Below are 17,389 nucleotides of genomic sequence, written 5' to 3'. Positions count from 1 at the left end.
GTGATCAGGGACGTTTACCTCAAGATGTGCCCGTGCCGCGACCTGCTGGACATGGTCGCGTCCAAGTGGACGGCGCTGGTGATCGGCGACCTCGAGAACGGGCCCAAGCGGTTCGGTGAGCTCAAACGCCGGTTGGAGGGCATCAGTCAGAAGATGCTCACACAGACGTTGCGCACGTTGGAGCGCGATGGGCTCGTCACGCGCACGGTCTACCCCTCGGTGCCGTTGCGCGTCGAGTACGAGCTGACCGAGCTGGGGCGCAGCGTCACCGAGCCGCTGGCCGCGCTGCGGTTGTGGGCGCAGAAGAACTACGAGTCGGTCGCCGAGGCGCGGGAGACGTTCGACACCGCGGACCCCGTCGGCCTGGAACCCGCGGGTCTCACGCGATGACCCAGCCGTGCATGAACTCGTTCTTGTACTGGTCGCCCTCGCAGTTGGTCACCACCGAGTCGAAGTGGTGGCCGCCCGCGTTGCAGCGGTAGAGCGGTAGCACGTTCACGTCCGCCGGCTTGACGGTGAAGACGTAGCCGAGCGGGCGCACGTCGTAGACGCGCTGGCCCTCGCAGTCGGTCGACGACGAGGTCATCCGGTCCTCGGAGTTGTTGATCTGGCAGCTGTACAACGGTTTCGTGTTCGCCTCGGCGTTCGCGAGGAGCTTGCCGAGGCCGCCGGTGTTCTCCACGGTGAAGCCCGCCGGGACCGGAATGCTCGACGTGCCGCTGTAGTGCCAGCCGCCTCCGTTGCGGTAGCGGGAGAACGCGAGCGTTTGCCGCTGCGGCTTCGGTTGCGTGGTCGTCGGCGCCGGCTGGTTCGGTTGCGTGGCCTGAGTGGGCTTCGCGGCGCTCGACTGACTGCTCGGCGCCGCGCTGCTGCTGGACGCCGGAGCACTGCTGCTGGACGCGCTGGAGGCGGTGCTGCTCTGCGACGTCGGTGGTTCGCTGGAGCTGGGCCCCTGCTGCGCCGACGCCCTGCCGGGGGTTTCGGGCTTGAACACGAAGATCGCGGCGAGGGCGATCACGACCACCGCGGCCGCGGCACCGGCGAACACGCCGATCTTCTTGCGGGACTTGGGTTTCTCGTCGTTCCACTCGTCGTCGCGCGTGGGTTGCGGCGCCACGAAGGTCGTGACGGGCTCGATGACGACGGTCTCTTCGGACCGAGTGGGCGTGACGACCTTGGTGCGATCGCTCAGCCGTTCGCGCAACTGGGCCGCGGTGAGGCGCTGGGCGTCGTTCTGGGTGAGCAGCGCCATGATCGTGGCGGCGAGCGGGCCCTTGGTGCGCTGCAGCACCGGCTCCTCGTACATGATCGCGTGCATGGTGGCCGCGGTCGTGTCGCGGTGGAACGGCGCGCGGCCTTCCGAGGCGTGGAACATGGTGGCGCCCAGGGCCCAGAGGTCGCTGGACGGCGAGGGAGGCTTGCCGGCGAACAGCTCCGGCGCCATGTAACCGGGCGAGCCCATGATGCCGCCGGTGGCCGTGAGACCGGGGTCGTCCATCGCGCGGGCGATGCCGAAGTCGGCGAGCTTCACGCGTCCGTCGGGCAACACCATGATGTTGCTGGGCTTGACGTCCCGGTGCACGATGCCCGCCGCGTGCGCCGCCTCCAGCGCGTTGAGCGTCTGCAGGCCGATGTCCGCGACCTCGTCCTCGGTGAGGTGCCTGCCGGCCATGACCTCGGACAGCGTCGGGGCCTCGACGAGTTCCATGACCAGGTAGGTGACGCCGTCCTCGACGATGACGTCGTAGATGCCGACGACGTTCGGGCTGTTCAGCCGCCCCGCGGTGCGGGCTTCGCGGAGCACGCGCTCGGTCTCGGTGGTCCGCAGCTCCTTGAGCGCGACCTGCCGGCCGATGACCCGGTCCTCGGCCAGCCAGACGATCCCCATGCCGCCCCGGCCGAGCTCTCTGATCGTCGCGTATCTGCCCGCGACCAGCCTTGTCGCTTCCCCCACGCGCGGCATGGTAGCCGCCCGGCCGGACCGGCCGGTTTCCTGGCGGCGCTAAACGCACATCCAGCAGTACAGGCGTTCCCCCTTGCTGACCGCCTTCTTCGCCAGCACCTGAAGTTCGCCCAGAACCCCCGCCAGCTGCTGAGGGTCACGCCCGCTCAACTCCTCGGCCTGCGCCCAGGCCGAGGCGATCTCGGTCAACCCGCTCGCTTTCCCAAGCCCGTCTCTCAGGTCGTCGGTGATGGTGAGCACCACCACCTCGCCGTAACCCTTCATCGCCAGCGCCTGCGCACACCGCTCGTCGTCGAGCACGTCGTCGCGAGCCCGCCCGGTGAGCAACAACTCCAGCTTCACCATCATCCCAGCGGGGTCGAGCCACTCGGTCCGCACCGGCTCGAGGTGTGCCGGCCCGCCATCGAGCACAGCAGCCGCCACCTCGTCCGACGGCGCGGCGAAGTAGTCGTACCTCACTCCCACAACCAACATCCCCTCAGGCGTGCACGCGATGTTCGCCGCAGTACATCACGTGCATCCACTCCCACTCCTGCTCCACCGAAATCTCGGCGCAGCAATGCGTTCCGGGGTTCTCGTGCATGTGCCGCGGACACTCCTCGACCAACGCCCGCAAGGCGTTCCCCTCCAGCGCCAACGCCTTACGACTGCCCGAGATGAACACCGTGTCCGCCGCAACGTGGTGCCGCAACGCCTCTTTCTCGTACCGCGTGCACTCCACCTCTGGCAGCCCTTGGGTCTGAACGGTGTGCGGCCTCCCCTGCCCCAGCCGAGCCCGCACGTCCTTCCACCGCGACGCCGGAAACGCCAAACTGTCGTGCATCAGCACAAGATCCTGCAGCGCCTCGGTCCCATCCCCGTACCCACGGCACGCGGACTGGTTGTGCCGCAACGGCAAGTAGACCAACGTCCGCGCCGACCTGATCGCGAACGCCCACGCCATCGCCAACTCCCGCGCCGAGGCCTTGTCCACGATCATCTGAACCCCGCGCCCGCTGAAGTACATCGGCGCATGCGTCAACGGCCTAGCCGGCCGCACCACCCGGTACTCGTCCCGCCCCAGCCGCACCGTGCTGACGAGCGTGCGCCAGCGTTCCCCCTCAAGTTTCATCGCGGAGGAACGGTAGGGGCCACAGCCGGGCCTGAGCGACCTATTTCCCGCCCAGCTCACAATGCGTCCACACACCCACCCAGCAAGATCGTGTGCAGGAAATCCCGATGACAGCACACCTAGGCCAGGTCCATGAATCGGAGGAAGACGCCGCAGGAGAAGAAGCGGCTGAGCTATGCCAAGGACCACAGGAACGTCTACGGCGAGAACGACAAAGCGTCACGGAAGAACCTCCCGCGCACGCGCGCTCGGGTACACCGCGCGAATCGACACCGAGCACATCAGATCCTGCTCGGCGCCACGGTTTCCATCGACACCGCGATCGACACGGCGACGGCCGACGCGGTCGAACAGAAGCTGTCTGGCCGACGTCCGCACACGTTCCGCAAATCGCCGGACCTCGCACTCGGCGAATACGTGCGGTGGAAGCGCGCGAGGCGCGCTGCTCAGCCCTCAGCAGCGAGCTGACCGCAGGCGGCCGCGATCTCCTGACCCCGAGTGTCCCGCACGGTGCACTCGACACCCTGCTCCCGCACCCGCCGCACGAACTCCCGCTCCACCGGCTTCGGCGACGCGTCCCACTTCGACCCCGGCGTGGGGTTCAACGGGATCAGGTTCACGTGCACCAACTGCCCGAGGTGCTTGCGCAGCTTCTTGCCGAGCAGATCGGCCCGCCACCCCTGGTCGTTGATGTCCCGGATCAGCGCGTACTCGATCGACACCCGCCGCCCGGTCTGATCGGCGTACCCGCGGGCGGCCTCCAGCACCTCGGCGACGTCCCACCGCGTGTTGACCGGCACCAACGTGTTGCGCAGCTCGTCGTCCGGCGTGTGCAGCGACACCGCCAGCCGCACCTGCAGCTTCTCCTCGGTCAGCTTCCGGATCGCCGGCACCAAGCCGACCGTCGACACGGTGACCGTGCGCTGCGAAATCCCCAGCCCATCGGGAGCGGGCGCGGTGATGCGATGCACAGCCTCGATCACGCGCTTGTAGTTGGCCAGTGGCTCGCCCATGCCCATGAACACGATGTTCGACAGACGGCCGGGGCCACCGGGGATGTCGCCGTCGCGCATCGCCGCGGCACCCAACCGCACTTGGTCCACGATCTCCGCGGTCGACAGGTTGCGCTGCAGGCCGCCCTGGCCGGTCGCGCAGAACGGGCACGCCATGCCGCAGCCGGCCTGCGAGGAGATGCACAGCGTCGCGCGGTCCGGGTAGCGCATCAGGACCGACTCGATGAGCGTGCCGTCGTGCGCGCGCAGCAGCGTCTTCGCCGTGGTGCCCTCGTCGGTTGTGACCTTGCGCACGACCGTGAAAAGCGGCGGCATCAGGTCGGCAACGAGCTTGTCGCGCGTGGCCGCCGGGATGTCGGTCATCTCGGCCGGGTCGACGGTCAGGCGGCTGAAGTAGTGGTTCGACAGCTGCTTGGCGCGGAACGGCTTCTCACCAAGGGCGGCAACGGCTTCGGCACGTTCGGCAGGCGACAGGTCGACGAGGTGGCGCGGCGGCAGGCCGCGCTTGGGCGCGTCGAAGACAAGGGGAAGCGAGGTCATAGCACATCTAGTGTCCCACGAACTTCGACACCACAAGACCGTTGCATCGCGATAGATTCCGATATATCGTTAATGACATGATGATGCAGCCACACCACAGAGAGCAACACCACAGGCATCGCCACGGGCCCTTCGGGGGCGGCCGTGGCGGAGGCAGGGGCGGCCGCCAGAGGCGCGGCAACGTCCGGGCGGCCGTGCTGTCCTTGCTGGCAGAACGGCCGATGCACGGTTACGAGATCATTCAGGAGATCGCCGGGCGCACCGGCGGCGTGTGGAGCCCGAGCCCCGGCTCGGTCTACCCGACGCTGCAGATGCTCGCCGACGAAGGCCTCATCTCCGCCGCGGAAGAAGGAGGCAAGAAGCTGTTCACCCTCACCGAGCACGGCAGGACGGAGCACCCGGCCCCGCCCTGGCGCGACATCGACATCCAGCTCGACCCGGCCGACGGCGAGCTGCGGACCGCGGTCCGGCTGCTCGGCAGCGCGATGGAGCAGATCTCCCACGCGGGCACGCCCGAGCAGAAGACACGCGCCGCCGAGCTCTACAACGAGTTGCGACGCAAGCTGTACGCCATCCTCGCCGAGGAGTGACCTACCACCGGTCGTGCACGTGCGGCCGGATCAGTTCGTCGTAAACAGCACTGACGGCCGCCGAATCGACCGGCTCCAGCGCGGCGGCCCCCGAGTTCGCGGCAGCCTGCGCCACGTTGCGCGCACCGGGGATCACGACCGTGACACCGGGCTGGTCGATGATCCAGCGCAACGCGAACTGCGCCATCGTGGCACCTTCCGGCACCAGCGGCCGCAACCGCTCGACGGCCTCCAGGCCGACCTCGTAGGGGACCCCGGAGAAGGTCTCGCCGACGTCGAACGCCTCGCCGTTGCGGTTGTAGTTGCGGTGATCGTCCGCGCTGAAAGTCGTTGCCGCCGTGTACTTGCCGGACAACAGGCCGGACGCGAGCGGCACCCGCGCGATGATCGCGACACCCGCCTCGGCCGCCGCGGGAAGCACCTGTTCGAGGGGCTTGAGCCGGAACGCGTTCAGGATGATCTGCACACTGGCCACGTGCGGACGCCTGATCGCCGCCAGCGCCTCCTCGACCTTCTCCACCGACACGCCGTAGGCAGCGATCCGTTGCTGCTCGACCATTTCGTCCAAGGTGTCGAACACCTCGTCACGGCTGTACGTCGGCGTGGGCGGACAGTGCAGCTGCACGAGGTCCAGCGTGTCGACACCCAGATTGCGGCGGCTCCGGTCGTTCCACGCGAGGAAGTTCTCCCGGTTGTACCCCTCCGTGGTCTGCGCCGGCAGCCGCCGCCCCATCTTCGTCGCCACGAAGACGCCGTCGCCGCGTTCCTTCAGGAATCGGCCGACGAGCGTCTCACTGCGACCGTCGCCGTACACGTCGGCGGTGTCGAAGAAGTCGACACCCGTGTCGGCCGCGGTGTGCAGCAGCGCGAGCGCCTCGCTCTCGTCCACCTCGCCCCAGTCGGCGCCGAGTTGCCAGCAACCCAGCCCCACGACGCCGACCTCGCGGTTCAACCTGCCTGCGATTCGCTTCTCCACGAACCGAAGCCTAATGCGCTAGTAGCAGTTCTGCGTATTGCCGTAGGGCCCGAGGTAACCACCCCAGTACAGGTTCGCCTGTGTTTCGAAGACATTCGCCTGCCAGGCGTTGCCCGCGACCTTCCACGAGTAGCCGGACGCGATCGCGTAGGAGCTCAGGAACGATCCGTACGACGAGAAGAACGTCGTCTGCCACGTGTGCACGGCCTCGTGCTTGAGCAACTGGTGCGAGTAGTTTTCGGCCGTTCCCGTGCCGAACCGACCGCGGAGGCTTATCTTCTGCTCCGCTTCGCACGTGGTGAGCCGGTTGAGCCTCTCCTTGTCCTGTGGGAAGAAGAAGTAGTCACCGATCGTGATGGGCTGGCCGGTGGGCGCCGGGGTGAAGCCGAAGCACACCCGCTGACGGTTGCTCGTCGCGCATTCCAGGCCGAACTTCTGCACCAGCAGGTACGCGGCGCCGTTCGAGCCGTTGCCGATGTTCTGCCAGTTGTACTGGAAATCCGGCATCCACACGTTGGACACCGCACTCGCGACCGGTGAGTACACCTTGCCGGCCATGTTGGACATGGAGACGCGGAACTCCCACTTCACCCCGACCGGCCGCTGGTGCAGGTAGTCACTCGTGCGGTTGGTGGTGGACATCGGGTACCACGGGCCGTTGTCGGACGCGTTGCGGTACTCGAGCGAGTAGAGGACGCCCGCTGTCGGGCTCGCACCCCACGAGATGTTCACTTTCGGGGTGTCGCGCTCGGGCGCGGCGGAGATCCACGAGGGTGCGACCGGGAGCGGCGGCAGGGGTTTCACCGTCACGGTGTTCGACGGGTTGCCCTGCCCTGCCTCGTTCGCCCCGCGCACGTAGAACGAGTAGTTGTAGCCGTTGAGCAAGCCGGTGGCGTTGAACGACGTGCCGTGCACCGGGTTCGGGAAGTAGAACCAGCTCGTCTGCCCCTGTGGCTGGAAGTAGACCCAGTAGTAGTCGGCTCCACTGCTCGGGTTCCAGCTGAGCTGCGCACGCCCGTCCCCGGCGCTCGCCGACAGCCCGCTCGGCGCGGAAGGCAAGGGCTGGAACGGTTTCGCACTGACCACGTTGGACGGTGGACTCTGCCCGCCGAGGTTCGCCGCCGTCACCCGGAACTCGTAGTTGAACCCGTTGAGCAGACCGGTCGCGGTGAACGACGTACCGCTCGCCGGGTACTGGAAGTAGTACCACTGGCTGTGGCCCTGCGGCCGGAAGTACACCCAGTAGTACACCGGACCACTCGGGCTCGCGTTCCAGGTCAGCGTCACCTTCTTGTCGCCCGCGACGGCACGCAGGTTCGACGGAGCGGCCGGCGGTGGTGGCACCGGCGTTGCCGCCACCACGTTCGACGCACCGCTCTCCCCCGCGACGTTGCCGGAGATCACCCGGAACTCGTAACGGTGACCGTTCGCGAGCGGCTTCACGGTGTGCGCCCACGCCTGCACGGGCAGCGGAAGTCGTTGCCACCCGGCCTGTCCCGCGGTCGTGTCGCGGTACTCGACCCAGAAGTACGTGGCGTGCTCGACCGCGTTCCAGCCGAGGCCCACCTCGCCGTTGCCCGCGATCGCCGTCAACGAAGCGGCAGCAGGTCGCGGCGGCAACGGCCGTGCGCTCACAACCGGGGTCGCCTTGCTGTCACCGGCCGAGTTCGTCGCGGACACCTTGAACTCGTAGGTGTGCCCGTTGGTCAACGGCTCCAGCGTCGCCGTAGGCGATCCGAACGGCACGTCGAGCTTGCGGAAGCCCTCACCGATCGACGCGTCGCGGTAGTAGACCCAGTAGTAGACACTCCCCGACGGCGACGCGGTCCAGTTCAGCACCACCCTGCCGTTGCCGGGTGACGCCGTCAGGTTCGTTGGCGGAGCAGGCAGTCCACCGCGCGACGTGATGCTGACGGTGTTGGAGACGGGCCCGAGCCCAGCCGCGTTCTCCGCGCGCACCTGGAATTCGTAGACGTGGCTGTCGCGCAGCCCTTCCCAGCTCATCGTGGTCTGGTCGGTCGGGTAGGTGGCGCGCGTGAACGCGGTCTCGCCCGCCGTCACGTCCCGCCGGTAGACCCAGTAGTAGAGGTTCGGCCCGGCCGAGTCCCACTGCAGGTCGATGCTGCCGTCACCGGCCGCTCCGCCCTTCAGGTTGGCGGGAGCGGCGGGCAGCGCGTAGCTCGCGGTGGCCGACCGGACGTCGGAGGCGGGACCGTCACCGGCGAGGTTGGTCGCCGCGATCTTGAACTCGTAGACGTGCCCGTGCGTCAGCCCACCGGCGGTGAACTTCGCCTCACCCGCCGGGTAGGGCAGCTTGGTGAAGCCCTGTCCAGCGGTGACGTCCCGCTGGTAGATCCAGTAGTAGACGCTCGGCAACGCGGTCCAGCCGAGTTCGATCTCACCGGACGGCTTCGGCGTCGCGGTGAGGCCGGTGACCTTGGCGGGCAGCGGCGGCATCGGCTTCGCGGACACCACCGCGCTCGCCGCGCCCTCGCCGCCGTTGGTGATCGCGGAGACCTTGAACTCGTAGGTGTGACCGTTGGCGAGCAGACCCGCCGTGAACGACGCACCGGTCGTGATCGGGTACTCCAGCTTGGTGAAGTTCTCCTCGCCGGCTGTCACGTCGCGCTGGTAGATCCAGTACCATGCGTTGGGCACGGCGCTCCAGTTCAACGCGACCGTGCCGTCGCCCGGTGTGGCGGTCAGGCCGACGGGCGCGGCCGGTGCGTCGTACCGGGCCGTCGCCTGCACAACAGCGCTCGCCGGACCCTCACCGCCCGCGTTGATCCCGCTCACCTTGAACTCGTAGACGTGGTCCTTCAGCAGCAGACCCGGCTGGAAGCTCGCGCCGTCGGTGATCGGGTACTCCAGCTTGATGAAGCTCTCACCCGCCGTCACGTCCCGCTGATACACCCAGTACCAGAGGTTCTCGCCGGCAGAGTTCCACTGCAGCTTCACGCTTCCATCGGACTGCGCGACCGCGGTCAGGCCGGTGGGCGCGGCAGGCTTGTCCCAGCGAGCCGTCACGGACACGACTGCCGACCGTCCCGACTCGACGTTGAACCGGTTGATCGAGCTGACCGCGAATTCGTAGACGTGCCCGTTCTGCAGCAGGCCCGGCTGCGCGGTGGTGCCGTCCGCGACCGGGTACGTGAGCCGTTTGAAGTCGGTCTCGCCGGCCGTCACATCGCGCTGATAGACCCAGTACCAGAGGCCATCTCCCGCGGACGCCCACTGGAGCTTCACGCTGCCGTCGGACTGCGCGGCGGCGGTCAGACCGGTCGGCACGGGCGGTGGCGCGACCCGCACGACGGCCTGGACGACGTTGGACGGGCCGCTCTGGCCACCGCCGTTGCGTGCCAGGACCTTGAACTCGTAGGTGTGACCGGGGACGAGGTCGGTCACGGTGAAGCTGGTGTTGCTCGGGCTCGGGAACCACACCTCGCTGAAGTCGGCGTCGTTCGCGGTGACGTCCCGCTTGTAGATCTGGTACTGCGCGTTGCCGGTCACGGCGTCCCATTGCAGCGCCACGTCCGCGTCCGAACCCGGGGTGGCGCGGAGGTTCGTCGGTGCGGGCGGCGGCGTGACGTGTGCGGTGACGCTGACCGTCGAGGAGAAAGCGCCTTCGCCGTTCGCGTTGGTCGCGGACACCTTGAACTCGTAGGTGTGCCCGTCCCGCAGCCCGCCGAGGCCGTGCTCACCGGCGGCGTCCTGGTTGGGAGAGCGCGCGAAGTGCGTCTGCCCGGCCGTGACGTCCCGCTGGTAGACCCAGTACTTCAGGCCGTTCTGGGCGTTCCAGGTGACCTTGCCGCCGCCCTCGCTGTTGGTCGTCGCCGCGACTCCGGACGGTGCGCCGGGCACGGTCGACGGGTCCGGCGTCGCGGGTGGCCACGGCATGTCGACGAACCGGGGCCGGTAGATCCGCGCGTCGGTGTAGTTGTCCTCGTTGTTGAGGCTGTTGTTGTTGTAAGACACCAGAAGCGTGCCTGGGCTCGCTTGTTCCTGGTGCAGCTGCACGTCGTAGGGGAACTGCCAGCTGGTGCTGCTCTCCGGCTCCGGCGCCTTGTACAGGTACGTAGGCCCGGTGAACGGTCCGGTCGGACTGGGCGCGGTGTACGCGGCGAGCCACGGACCGAAGGGCGTGTTGCCGTCGTGCGTGGCGAGCACGAACTGATTGCCGTTGCGCACCACGGAGAACGCGGTGCCGGCGCCCGAAAGCAGGCGTGCGGACTGGCTCTCGTCAGCGACGAACGTGGTGCCGTTCCAGAACTGCCACGCGCCGCCGAGGCCCGTCGTCCTGGCGACGTGGGCGAACTTGTAGCCGTCGACGTCCTCAGTGCCGTAGACGTAGTCGTATCCGCCGTCCGACACGATCGCCGAGCCCCAGCCGACCTTCTTGTCCAGGGTCAGGTCGGTGACGCTGGTGACGGCGAGCGCGGGCAGCGAGAACGTCACCAGCGCGGTGCCGACCCTGGCGAAGCCGAGCGGACCTTCGCCGGCCTTGCTGTAGCGCCCGTACAGCGCTTTCAGCACGCCGTCCTGCACCTTGGCCGCGCCGATCCAGTAGAACTCGTCCGGGTTGGTGGCGTTGACCAGCGAGGTGGGACTCGCCGCCGTGCCGCCGTGCAGGGTCTGCACGAGCTGGTTGCCCTGCTGCACGACGATCGAGTTGTGGATGAAGGGCGCGGACTTCGGCCGTGAGTGGTCCGCGTTGACCGTGCCGAGGAACGTGTCGGAGAACAGCCACGCGACGCGGCCGTCGGGCAGTTGCACCGAGACCGTGCTGTCGGCGCCGGTCCAGTGCCCGCCTTGATCGCCATAGGTGTTGAACATGGCGTTGAGGTCGGACGCCGGTGGCGCGGCATGGCTCGGTGGCACCACGAGCACGCCCAGCATCAGCAAAAGCGACAGCAGGAACCGACGTCTCATGGCGTACCCCCAGGTCACCGACGAAGCTGAGGGACTGTACATACGAGACGAGCGCGGGCGACAGCGCCCGAACGGTCCTATCGCGGGTGGATCAAGGCGCGATCAGCCCAGTCGGCTTGCGGCGCACGTGCAGCCGGTAGCCGACCGGAAAGCTCAGCCCGCCGACCGACGCGATCGCGCGCTCGGCGACCGCGGCCGAGAACTCGATGCGCAGCACCGATTCCAGGTCCGCCCGACTCTCGAAGCGCCACTCGGTGGTGACGCGGGTGAGCGAGAACCCGTTGTCCGCGAAGAACTTCTCGACGGCGGCGGGGTTGTAGCGCGGTTCGTCGGCCCGCAGCCACGGCCCGTACGGATCGGCCGCGCCGTCCAGGTCGACGATCGCGAGCGCGCCACCGGGCCGCAGCACCCGGTCCGCCTCGCGCAGCCCCGGTTCGCAGCCAGGCCCGAAGAAGTAGGCGGTGCGGGCGTGCACCAGATCGGCGGAGGCGTCGTCGAGCGGCAGGCCCTGCGCGGGACCGGAGACGACGCGGGCGTTCGGCAGCTGGGCGACCCGGTGCCGGGCGCGCACGACGAGCGGCGGATGTGGTTCGACGCCCGTGACGGACTTCGCGGTGCGGGCGAAGATCGGCAGGTGGAAGCCGTCGCCGCAGCCGACGTCCACGACATCGAGATTGCCGAACGGACACTCGTCACTGATCGCCGTCCAGATCGCGCCGTGCACGTCCTGCGCGCGATTCTCGACCTCGTAGACGTCAGGCCAATGCCAGATGTTCGGGCTCGGCACGACCTCTGCCGGACGCACCGCGTTCAGCGCCGCCCGCACGAATCCCCTCACCAAGACACTGTAGAGCCTCGTTTTGCCGGTTACCGTTCGAATTCGTCCAACTACGGCGTAGCGTTGATCGCATCTCTCCCCTGCAGGAGGCGGCAGTGTCGATCGCGCCCAACACACCCCAGCTCGCGCCGTTGCTGTCCGGAAGTCCGTGCTGGGCCGAGCGGGCCGTCGACGACCTCAAGGCCGCGATCGAGTTCTACACCGGCCTGTTCGGCTGGCACTACGCCGACGACGCCGGCTACACCGTGGCGATGGTCGACGGCATCCCCGTCGCCGGACTGCCGCAGGGCGAGCCGGAACCGTGGCGGCTGTACCTGGTCACGCCCCACGCGCGCGCCACCGCGGAGAAGGCGTTCCACCTCGGCGGCTCCGTGCTGCGCAATCCCGAGGACGCCGCCGACCACACCCAGAGCACCGTGATCGCCGACCCGACCGGCGCCGTCGTCGGGTTCCGGCACGTGCCACCGGACTGGCGGTTCGGGACGGGTGGGCACGGCGCCTACGCGTGGGCAGAGCTGAACACCCGCGACGGCGCGGCGGCCGACGAGTTCTTCGGCGAGCTCTGCCACTACGACATCACGCAGATCGGCGACGGCCACCGGCTGGACTACGCGTCGTGGTCCGTCGAGGGCACCGAGGTGATCGGCCGCCAGAAGATGGGCCGCGAGTTCCCGTACGCGGAGCGGTCGCACTGGATGGTGTACTTCAACGCCGCGCCCGAGATCGGCACCGACTCGGTGGCGTACCGGGTGCTGGAGCTCGGCGGCCGGGTGACCGTCGAGCCCTACGACACCCCGTACGGGCGCATCACCGTCGTCGAGGACCACGCGGGTGCGGCGTTCTCGGTGATCGACCAGTCACGCGTGATCGAGGCCGGGCCGCGCATCGAGGCGGACGACCCGTACGACGACTGACGGGCGTTGCTACTGCACGAACAGGTGCAGCAGCAGCCAGGACGCGACGGCGGACGGCAGGAGCGAGTCCATCCGGTCCATGATCCCGCCGTGGCCGGGCAGCAGCGTGCCCATGTCCTTGATGCCGAGGTCGCGCTTGATCAGCGACTCGACCAGGTCGCCCGCGGTGGCCGTGACGACGAGCGCGGCGCCGAACAGCACGCCGTGCCACCACTGGCCGTCGAGCAGCGTGGTGACCGTGACCGCGCCACCGGCCATGCCCGCGATCAACGACCCGGCGAAGCCCTCCCAGGACTTCTTCGGGCTGATCGTCGGAGCCATCGGGTGCTTGCCGAGGAAGACACCGGCCGCGTAACCGCCGACGTCCGACAGCACGACGCCGATGAGGAACGCGAACGCGCGCCCCGCGCCGTCCTTCTCCGGCACGACGAGCATGGCCGCGAACGCCGCCATCAACGGCACGTACGCGATGGCGAAGACGGACGCGCTGAGGTCGCGCAGGTAGCCGTCGGAACCACCGCGGAACCGCCAGGCCATGCACACCAGGATGGTGATCACGAACGCCGTCGTGATGCCCGCGCGTTCGAACGGCCAGGAGAGCCAGATGATCGCCTGGCCACCGATCAACGCCGGCCACAGCGCGACGTTGTAGTCCTTCTTCTTCAGCTCGGTCGCGAGTTCCCACGTCGCCACCGCCGCGGCTGCCGCGACGATGGCGATGAAGGTCTGCCGGACGGTCAGCAACGACGCGATGACCACGGCGCCGAGCCCGACGCCGACCAGGATCGCCGAGCGCAGGTCACGGCCCGCGCGCGACGGCTTCGACGCGGGCACCTCCGCGGGACCGCCTGCCACCTGTGCTCCCATCACGACCTCCGCCCGGCCAGGGCACTCACGCCTGCGGCGCGAACTCGGCCGGGCGAATCCAACAGGAACATCAGACTTCGAGAAGCTCGGCTTCCTTGTGCTTCACCAGCTCGTCGACCTGCGCGGTGTACTTGTGGGTCAGAGCGTCGAGCTCCTTCTCACCACGCGCGCCGTCGTCCTCGCCGACCTCGCCGTCCTTGACGAGCTTGTCGATCTCTTCCTTCGCCTTGCGACGGACACCGCGGACGGAGACGCGCGCGTCCTCGCCCTTCTGCTTCGCGACCTTGACCATGTCCCGGCGGCGCTCCTCGGAGAGCTGCGGGATGACGATGCGGATGATCGTGCCGTCGTTGCTGGGGTTGACGCCCAGGTCGGAGTCCCGGATCGCCTTCTCGATCGCGTTCAGCTGGCTCGTGTCGTACGGCTTCACGACCGCCATGCGCGCCTCGGGGACCGTGATGCTGGCCATCTGGTTCAGCGGCGTCATCGAGCCGTAGTAGTCGATGTGAATGCGGTTGAACATCGAGGGAGTCGCACGACCGGTTCGGACGGAGGAGAGGTTCTCCTTCGCGACCGAAACCGCCTTTTCCATCTTCTCCTCGGCGTCGAGGAGGGTCTCGTCGATCACGACTGCTCCTTGCTCTGCGTGTACGTGCCCGAATCCCGGTCTGGTCTGAGATCCCACCAGGTCTAGAAGGCCGGACGGCCACCGGGGGTGCTCACCAGGGTGCCGATCTTCTCACCACGCACCGCGCGCGCGATGTTCCCCTCGGTGAGGAGGTTGAAGACGAGGATCGGCATGTTGTTGTCCATGCAGAGGCTGAAGGCCGTGGCATCGGCGACGTTGAGGCCGCGCTCCAGCACCTCGCGGTGGGTGATGTTGTCGAACATCAGCGCGTCCGGGTCGATCTTGGGGTCGGCCGTGTAGACACCGTCGACGGCCTTGGCCATCAGGACGATCTCGCAACCGATCTCCAGCGCGCGCTGGGCGGCGGTGGTGTCCGTGGAGAAGTACGGCAGGCCGGCGCCGCCACCGAAGATCACGACGCGGCCCTTGTCCAGGTGGCGCATCGCACGGCGGGGGATGTAGGACTCGGCGACCTGCGTCATCTGGATGGACGTCTGCACGCGGGTGTCGATGCCGTGCTCGCGTTCCAGGAAGTCCTGCAGGGCGAGGCAGTTCATGACCGTGCCGAGCATGCCCATGTAGTCGGCGCGCGACCGGTCCATGCCGCGTTGCTGGAGCTCGGCCCCGCGGAAGAAGTTGCCGCCACCGATCACGACGGCAACCTGCACGCCGGAGCGGACGACGGCCGCGATCTGCTTGGCGACCGTCTGGACGACGTCGGGATCAACACCGACGCCACCGCCGCCGAACATCTCGCCACCGAGCTTGAGCATCACCCGGTTGTAGCCGTGGCTACCTTCTTCGCTCACTGGTCCCTCACCTCGCGCGATTGGGAAGTCTTGGACACGCCAAGGGCGGGGTCGCTGGTGCCTGCAACCCCGCCCTCATGCGAATCAGCTCTGGCCGACCTCGAACCGAGCGAAACGGGTAACCGTCACGCCGGCCTCGTCCAGAAGAGCCTTGACCGTCTTCTTGCTGTCCGTCACGGAAGCCTGCTCGAGGAGCACGACGTCCTTGAAGAAGCCGTTGACGCGACCCTCGACGATCTTGGGGAGCGCGCCCTCGGGCCTGCCCTCCTCGCGAGCGGTCTCCTCGGCGATGCGACGCTCGTTGGCGACGAGCTCCTCGGGAACCTCGTCACGGGTGACGAACTTCGGGCGCATCGCGGCGATCTGCATCGCGGCACCCTTGGCGACCTCGGCGTTGTCACCGGTGTACTCGACCAGCACGCCGACGGCGGGCGGCAGGTCGGCGGCGCGCTTGTGCAGGTAGACCGAGACGGTCCCGTCGAAGTCGACGGCCTTCGCCAGCTCGAGCTTCTCGCCGATCTTGGCGGAGAACTCCTGGACCAGCGCGTCCACGGTCTTGCCGTCGACCTCGATGGCCTTGAGGGCCTCGACGTCGGCGACCTTGTTGGCCTTGGCGATCGCGACGATCTCGTCCGCGAGGGCGATGAAGTCGGCGTTCTTGGCGACGAAGTCGGTCTCGCAACGCAGCTCGACCATCGCGCCGTCCTGCACGGCGACGAGGCCGTTGGACGTGGTGCGCTCGGCGCGCTTGCCGACGTCCTTGGCGCCCTTGATGCGCAGGATCTCGACGGCCTTGTCGAAGTCGCCGTCGGCCTCGTCCAGCGCCTTCTTGCAGTCCATCATGCCGGCGGCGGTCAGCTCGCGGAGCTTCTTGACGTCCGCGGTGGTGTAGTTCGCCATCGTTTTCCTTCTGCGATGTACGCGCTTAGGTCACGCGGCGCCCGCTGGTGTGCGGGCGCCGCGTGGGGGAGATCAGGACTGGACGGGCTGCTCGGCCGGGGCCTCGGCCGAGGTGTTGGTCAGGAGCTCCTGCTCCCACTCCGCCAGCGGCTCGTCGCTCGCGACCTCGGGCTTGTCCTGGCCCTCGGCGGCGTCGCGGCGGGCACCGGAGCGCTGCATCAGACCGGCGGCGGCGGCCTCGGCCACGACCTTGGTCAGCAGGGCCGCGGAACGGATCGCGTCGTCGTTACCCGGAATCGGGTAGTCGACCTCGTCCGGGTCGCAGTTGGTGTCGAGGATCGCGACGATCGGGATGTTCAGCTTGCGAGCCTCACCGACCGCGATGTGCTCCTTCTTGGTGTCCACGATCCACACGGCGCTGGGCACCTTGGACATGTCGCGGATACCGCCGAGCGTGCGCTCCAGCTTGTCCTTCTCGCGGTTCATCATCAGGATTTCCTTCTTGGTGAAACCCTGGAAACCGCCGGTCTGCTCCATCGACTCCAGCTCCTTGAGCCGCTGAAGCCTCTTGTGCACCGTCGTGAAGTTGGTGAGCATGCCGCCCAGCCAGCGCTGGTTGACGTAGGGCATGCCGACGCGGAGCGCCTCGTTGGCGATGGCCTCCTGCGCCTGCTTCTTGGTGCCGATGAACAGGATCGACCCGCCGTGCGCGACCGTTTCCTTGACGAACTCGAAAGCCCGGTCGATGTAGGTCAGCGTCTGCTGCAGGTCGATGATGTAGATGCCGTTGCGCTCGGTGAAGATGTAGCGCTTCATCTTCGGGTTCCAGCGCCGGGTCTGGTGCCCGAAGTGCACGCCGCTGTCAAGCAGCTGCTTCATGGTTACGACGGCCATGGCCGGTTCGCACCTCATCTGTCGGACGCGCCAGGTCTCGCCTTTGCGCGTCGGTTCGGTTTGTGCCTCCGGCCGGGTCGGCCTTCAGCCCTGGTGCCGTGGCCGCCGTCCGCACCCGCGGAGCATCTCTGCACCGTCAGGACCGTCGGACGTCGTGACTCGACCCTGCTGGGATCAGCCGGTCGGATCTGCGTTGGCACGCGAAGTCGTCCCGCGCACAGACGGGACGCGCCCAAAAGTCTACTCCCCAACCCCGACAAACTTCGAATCGCCCCTCAAGCGCAGGTGGCAGTTGTCCACAACCGGCGAGTAATCCACAGTTCCCCGATCACCGCTGGTCCCCAGGGTGTCCCTTGGCCGACCGTTGACCCATGCCCCTCCTCCCCACCGCCCTGCTGCTCACGACCCTCCTGACCC

General features: G+C 68.0%; 16 protein-coding genes. 4 read left to right on the top strand and 12 right to left on the bottom strand.

Translation table 11 applies throughout. The annotated features are described in order from the left end of the window. The first annotated feature begins 24 nt into the window (after positions 1–24). Positions 25–390 carry a winged helix-turn-helix transcriptional regulator gene (locus B0F77_RS26245; protein ID WP_086665714.1) on the top strand — a complete coding sequence of 122 codons (366 nt, stop codon included), beginning with the start codon at positions 25–27 and terminating at the stop codon, positions 388–390. Here the strand turns inward: B0F77_RS26245 and B0F77_RS26240 are convergent. Genes B0F77_RS26240 through B0F77_RS26230 form a run of 3 tightly spaced genes read right to left on the bottom strand, consistent with a single transcriptional unit; the run spans position 380 to position 3,074 of the window. Next, entirely contained in the window at positions 380–1,954 is a 1,575-nt protein-coding gene (locus B0F77_RS26240; RefSeq protein WP_245848650.1) for a serine/threonine-protein kinase, read from the bottom strand. The genes B0F77_RS26245 and B0F77_RS26240 overlap by 11 nt on opposite strands. Positions 1,955–2,002: 48 nt before the next feature. Then, entirely contained in the window at positions 2,003–2,422 is a 420-nt protein-coding gene (locus B0F77_RS26235) for a hypothetical protein (RefSeq protein WP_143466916.1), read from the bottom strand. Positions 2,423–2,441: 19 nt separating this feature from the next. Then, positions 2,442–3,074: a hypothetical protein gene (locus B0F77_RS26230; protein WP_086665650.1), complete on the bottom strand. Its 633-nt coding sequence runs from the start codon at positions 3,072–3,074 to the stop codon at positions 2,442–2,444. Positions 3,075–3,206: 132 nt separating this feature from the next. Here B0F77_RS26230 and B0F77_RS26225 point away from each other — a divergent pair, with 132 nt between their 5' ends. After that, entirely contained in the window at positions 3,207–3,542 is a 336-nt protein-coding gene (locus B0F77_RS26225) for a hypothetical protein (RefSeq protein ID WP_086665649.1), read from the top strand. On the opposite strand, the gene rlmN is transcribed toward B0F77_RS26225, so the two are convergent. Beyond that, entirely contained in the window at positions 3,521–4,627 is a 1,107-nt protein-coding gene (gene rlmN, locus B0F77_RS26220; protein WP_086665648.1) for a dual-specificity RNA methyltransferase RlmN, read from the bottom strand. The genes B0F77_RS26225 and rlmN overlap by 22 nt on opposite strands. Before the next feature lie 194 nt (positions 4,628–4,821). Between rlmN and B0F77_RS26215 the strand changes: the two genes are divergently transcribed. Next, on the top strand, positions 4,822–5,217 hold the full coding sequence (locus B0F77_RS26215) for a PadR family transcriptional regulator (RefSeq protein ID WP_245848648.1): 396 nt from the start codon (positions 4,822–4,824) through the stop codon (positions 5,215–5,217). Position 5,218: 1 nt separating this feature from the next. Here B0F77_RS26215 and B0F77_RS26210 read toward each other — a convergent pair whose 3' ends face one another. From B0F77_RS26210 to B0F77_RS26200, 3 genes are all read right to left on the bottom strand, one after another. After that, a complete protein-coding gene (locus B0F77_RS26210) occupies positions 5,219–6,193 on the bottom strand; it encodes an aldo/keto reductase (RefSeq protein WP_086665646.1) in 975 nt (324 codons plus the stop codon). Between the two features lie 18 nt (positions 6,194–6,211). Then, the gene (locus tag B0F77_RS26205) at positions 6,212–11,122 is read right to left on the bottom strand and encodes a fibronectin type III domain-containing protein (RefSeq protein ID WP_158102826.1); all 4,911 of its coding nucleotides are present in this window, start codon (positions 11,120–11,122) and stop codon (positions 6,212–6,214) included. 91 nt (positions 11,123–11,213) lie between these two features. Beyond that, complete coding sequence (locus tag B0F77_RS26200) at positions 11,214–11,960, bottom strand: class I SAM-dependent methyltransferase (protein WP_086665713.1); 747 nt, start codon at positions 11,958–11,960, stop codon at positions 11,214–11,216. Between the two features lie 95 nt (positions 11,961–12,055). Here B0F77_RS26200 and B0F77_RS26195 point away from each other — a divergent pair, with 95 nt between their 5' ends. Then, positions 12,056–12,874 (top strand): VOC family protein, encoded by an 819-nt coding sequence (locus tag B0F77_RS26195; RefSeq protein ID WP_086665644.1) that lies wholly within the window; start codon positions 12,056–12,058, stop codon positions 12,872–12,874. A gap of 9 nt (positions 12,875–12,883) precedes the next feature. On the opposite strand, the gene B0F77_RS26190 is transcribed toward B0F77_RS26195, so the two are convergent. The 5 genes from B0F77_RS26190 to rpsB form a co-directional block, all read right to left on the bottom strand. Then, entirely contained in the window at positions 12,884–13,741 is an 858-nt protein-coding gene (locus B0F77_RS26190; protein ID WP_086665643.1) for a phosphatidate cytidylyltransferase, read from the bottom strand. A 70-nt stretch (positions 13,742–13,811) separates the two neighbouring features. Beyond that, complete coding sequence (gene frr / locus B0F77_RS26185; protein WP_086665642.1) at positions 13,812–14,369, bottom strand: ribosome recycling factor; 558 nt, start codon at positions 14,367–14,369, stop codon at positions 13,812–13,814. A 62-nt stretch (positions 14,370–14,431) separates the two neighbouring features. Further along, positions 14,432–15,142 carry a UMP kinase gene (gene pyrH / locus B0F77_RS26180; protein WP_207310670.1) on the bottom strand — a complete coding sequence of 237 codons (711 nt, stop codon included), beginning with the start codon at positions 15,140–15,142 and terminating at the stop codon, positions 14,432–14,434. 120 nt (positions 15,143–15,262) lie between these two features. After that, positions 15,263–16,078: a translation elongation factor Ts gene (gene tsf / locus B0F77_RS26175; RefSeq protein WP_086665640.1), complete on the bottom strand. Its 816-nt coding sequence runs from the start codon at positions 16,076–16,078 to the stop codon at positions 15,263–15,265. A 72-nt stretch (positions 16,079–16,150) separates the two neighbouring features. Further along, on the bottom strand, positions 16,151–16,972 hold the full coding sequence (rpsB, locus tag B0F77_RS26170) for a 30S ribosomal protein S2 (protein WP_086665639.1): 822 nt from the start codon (positions 16,970–16,972) through the stop codon (positions 16,151–16,153). Positions 16,973–17,389 lie beyond the last annotated feature (417 nt).

Origin of the sequence: Lentzea kentuckyensis, from assembly GCF_002150765.1 — a bacterium.
Lineage (GTDB): Bacteria > Actinomycetota > Actinomycetes > Mycobacteriales > Pseudonocardiaceae > Lentzea > Lentzea kentuckyensis.
Note: the sequence above shows the minus strand (reverse complement) of the source record. Positions and strands in the feature narration are given on the sequence as shown.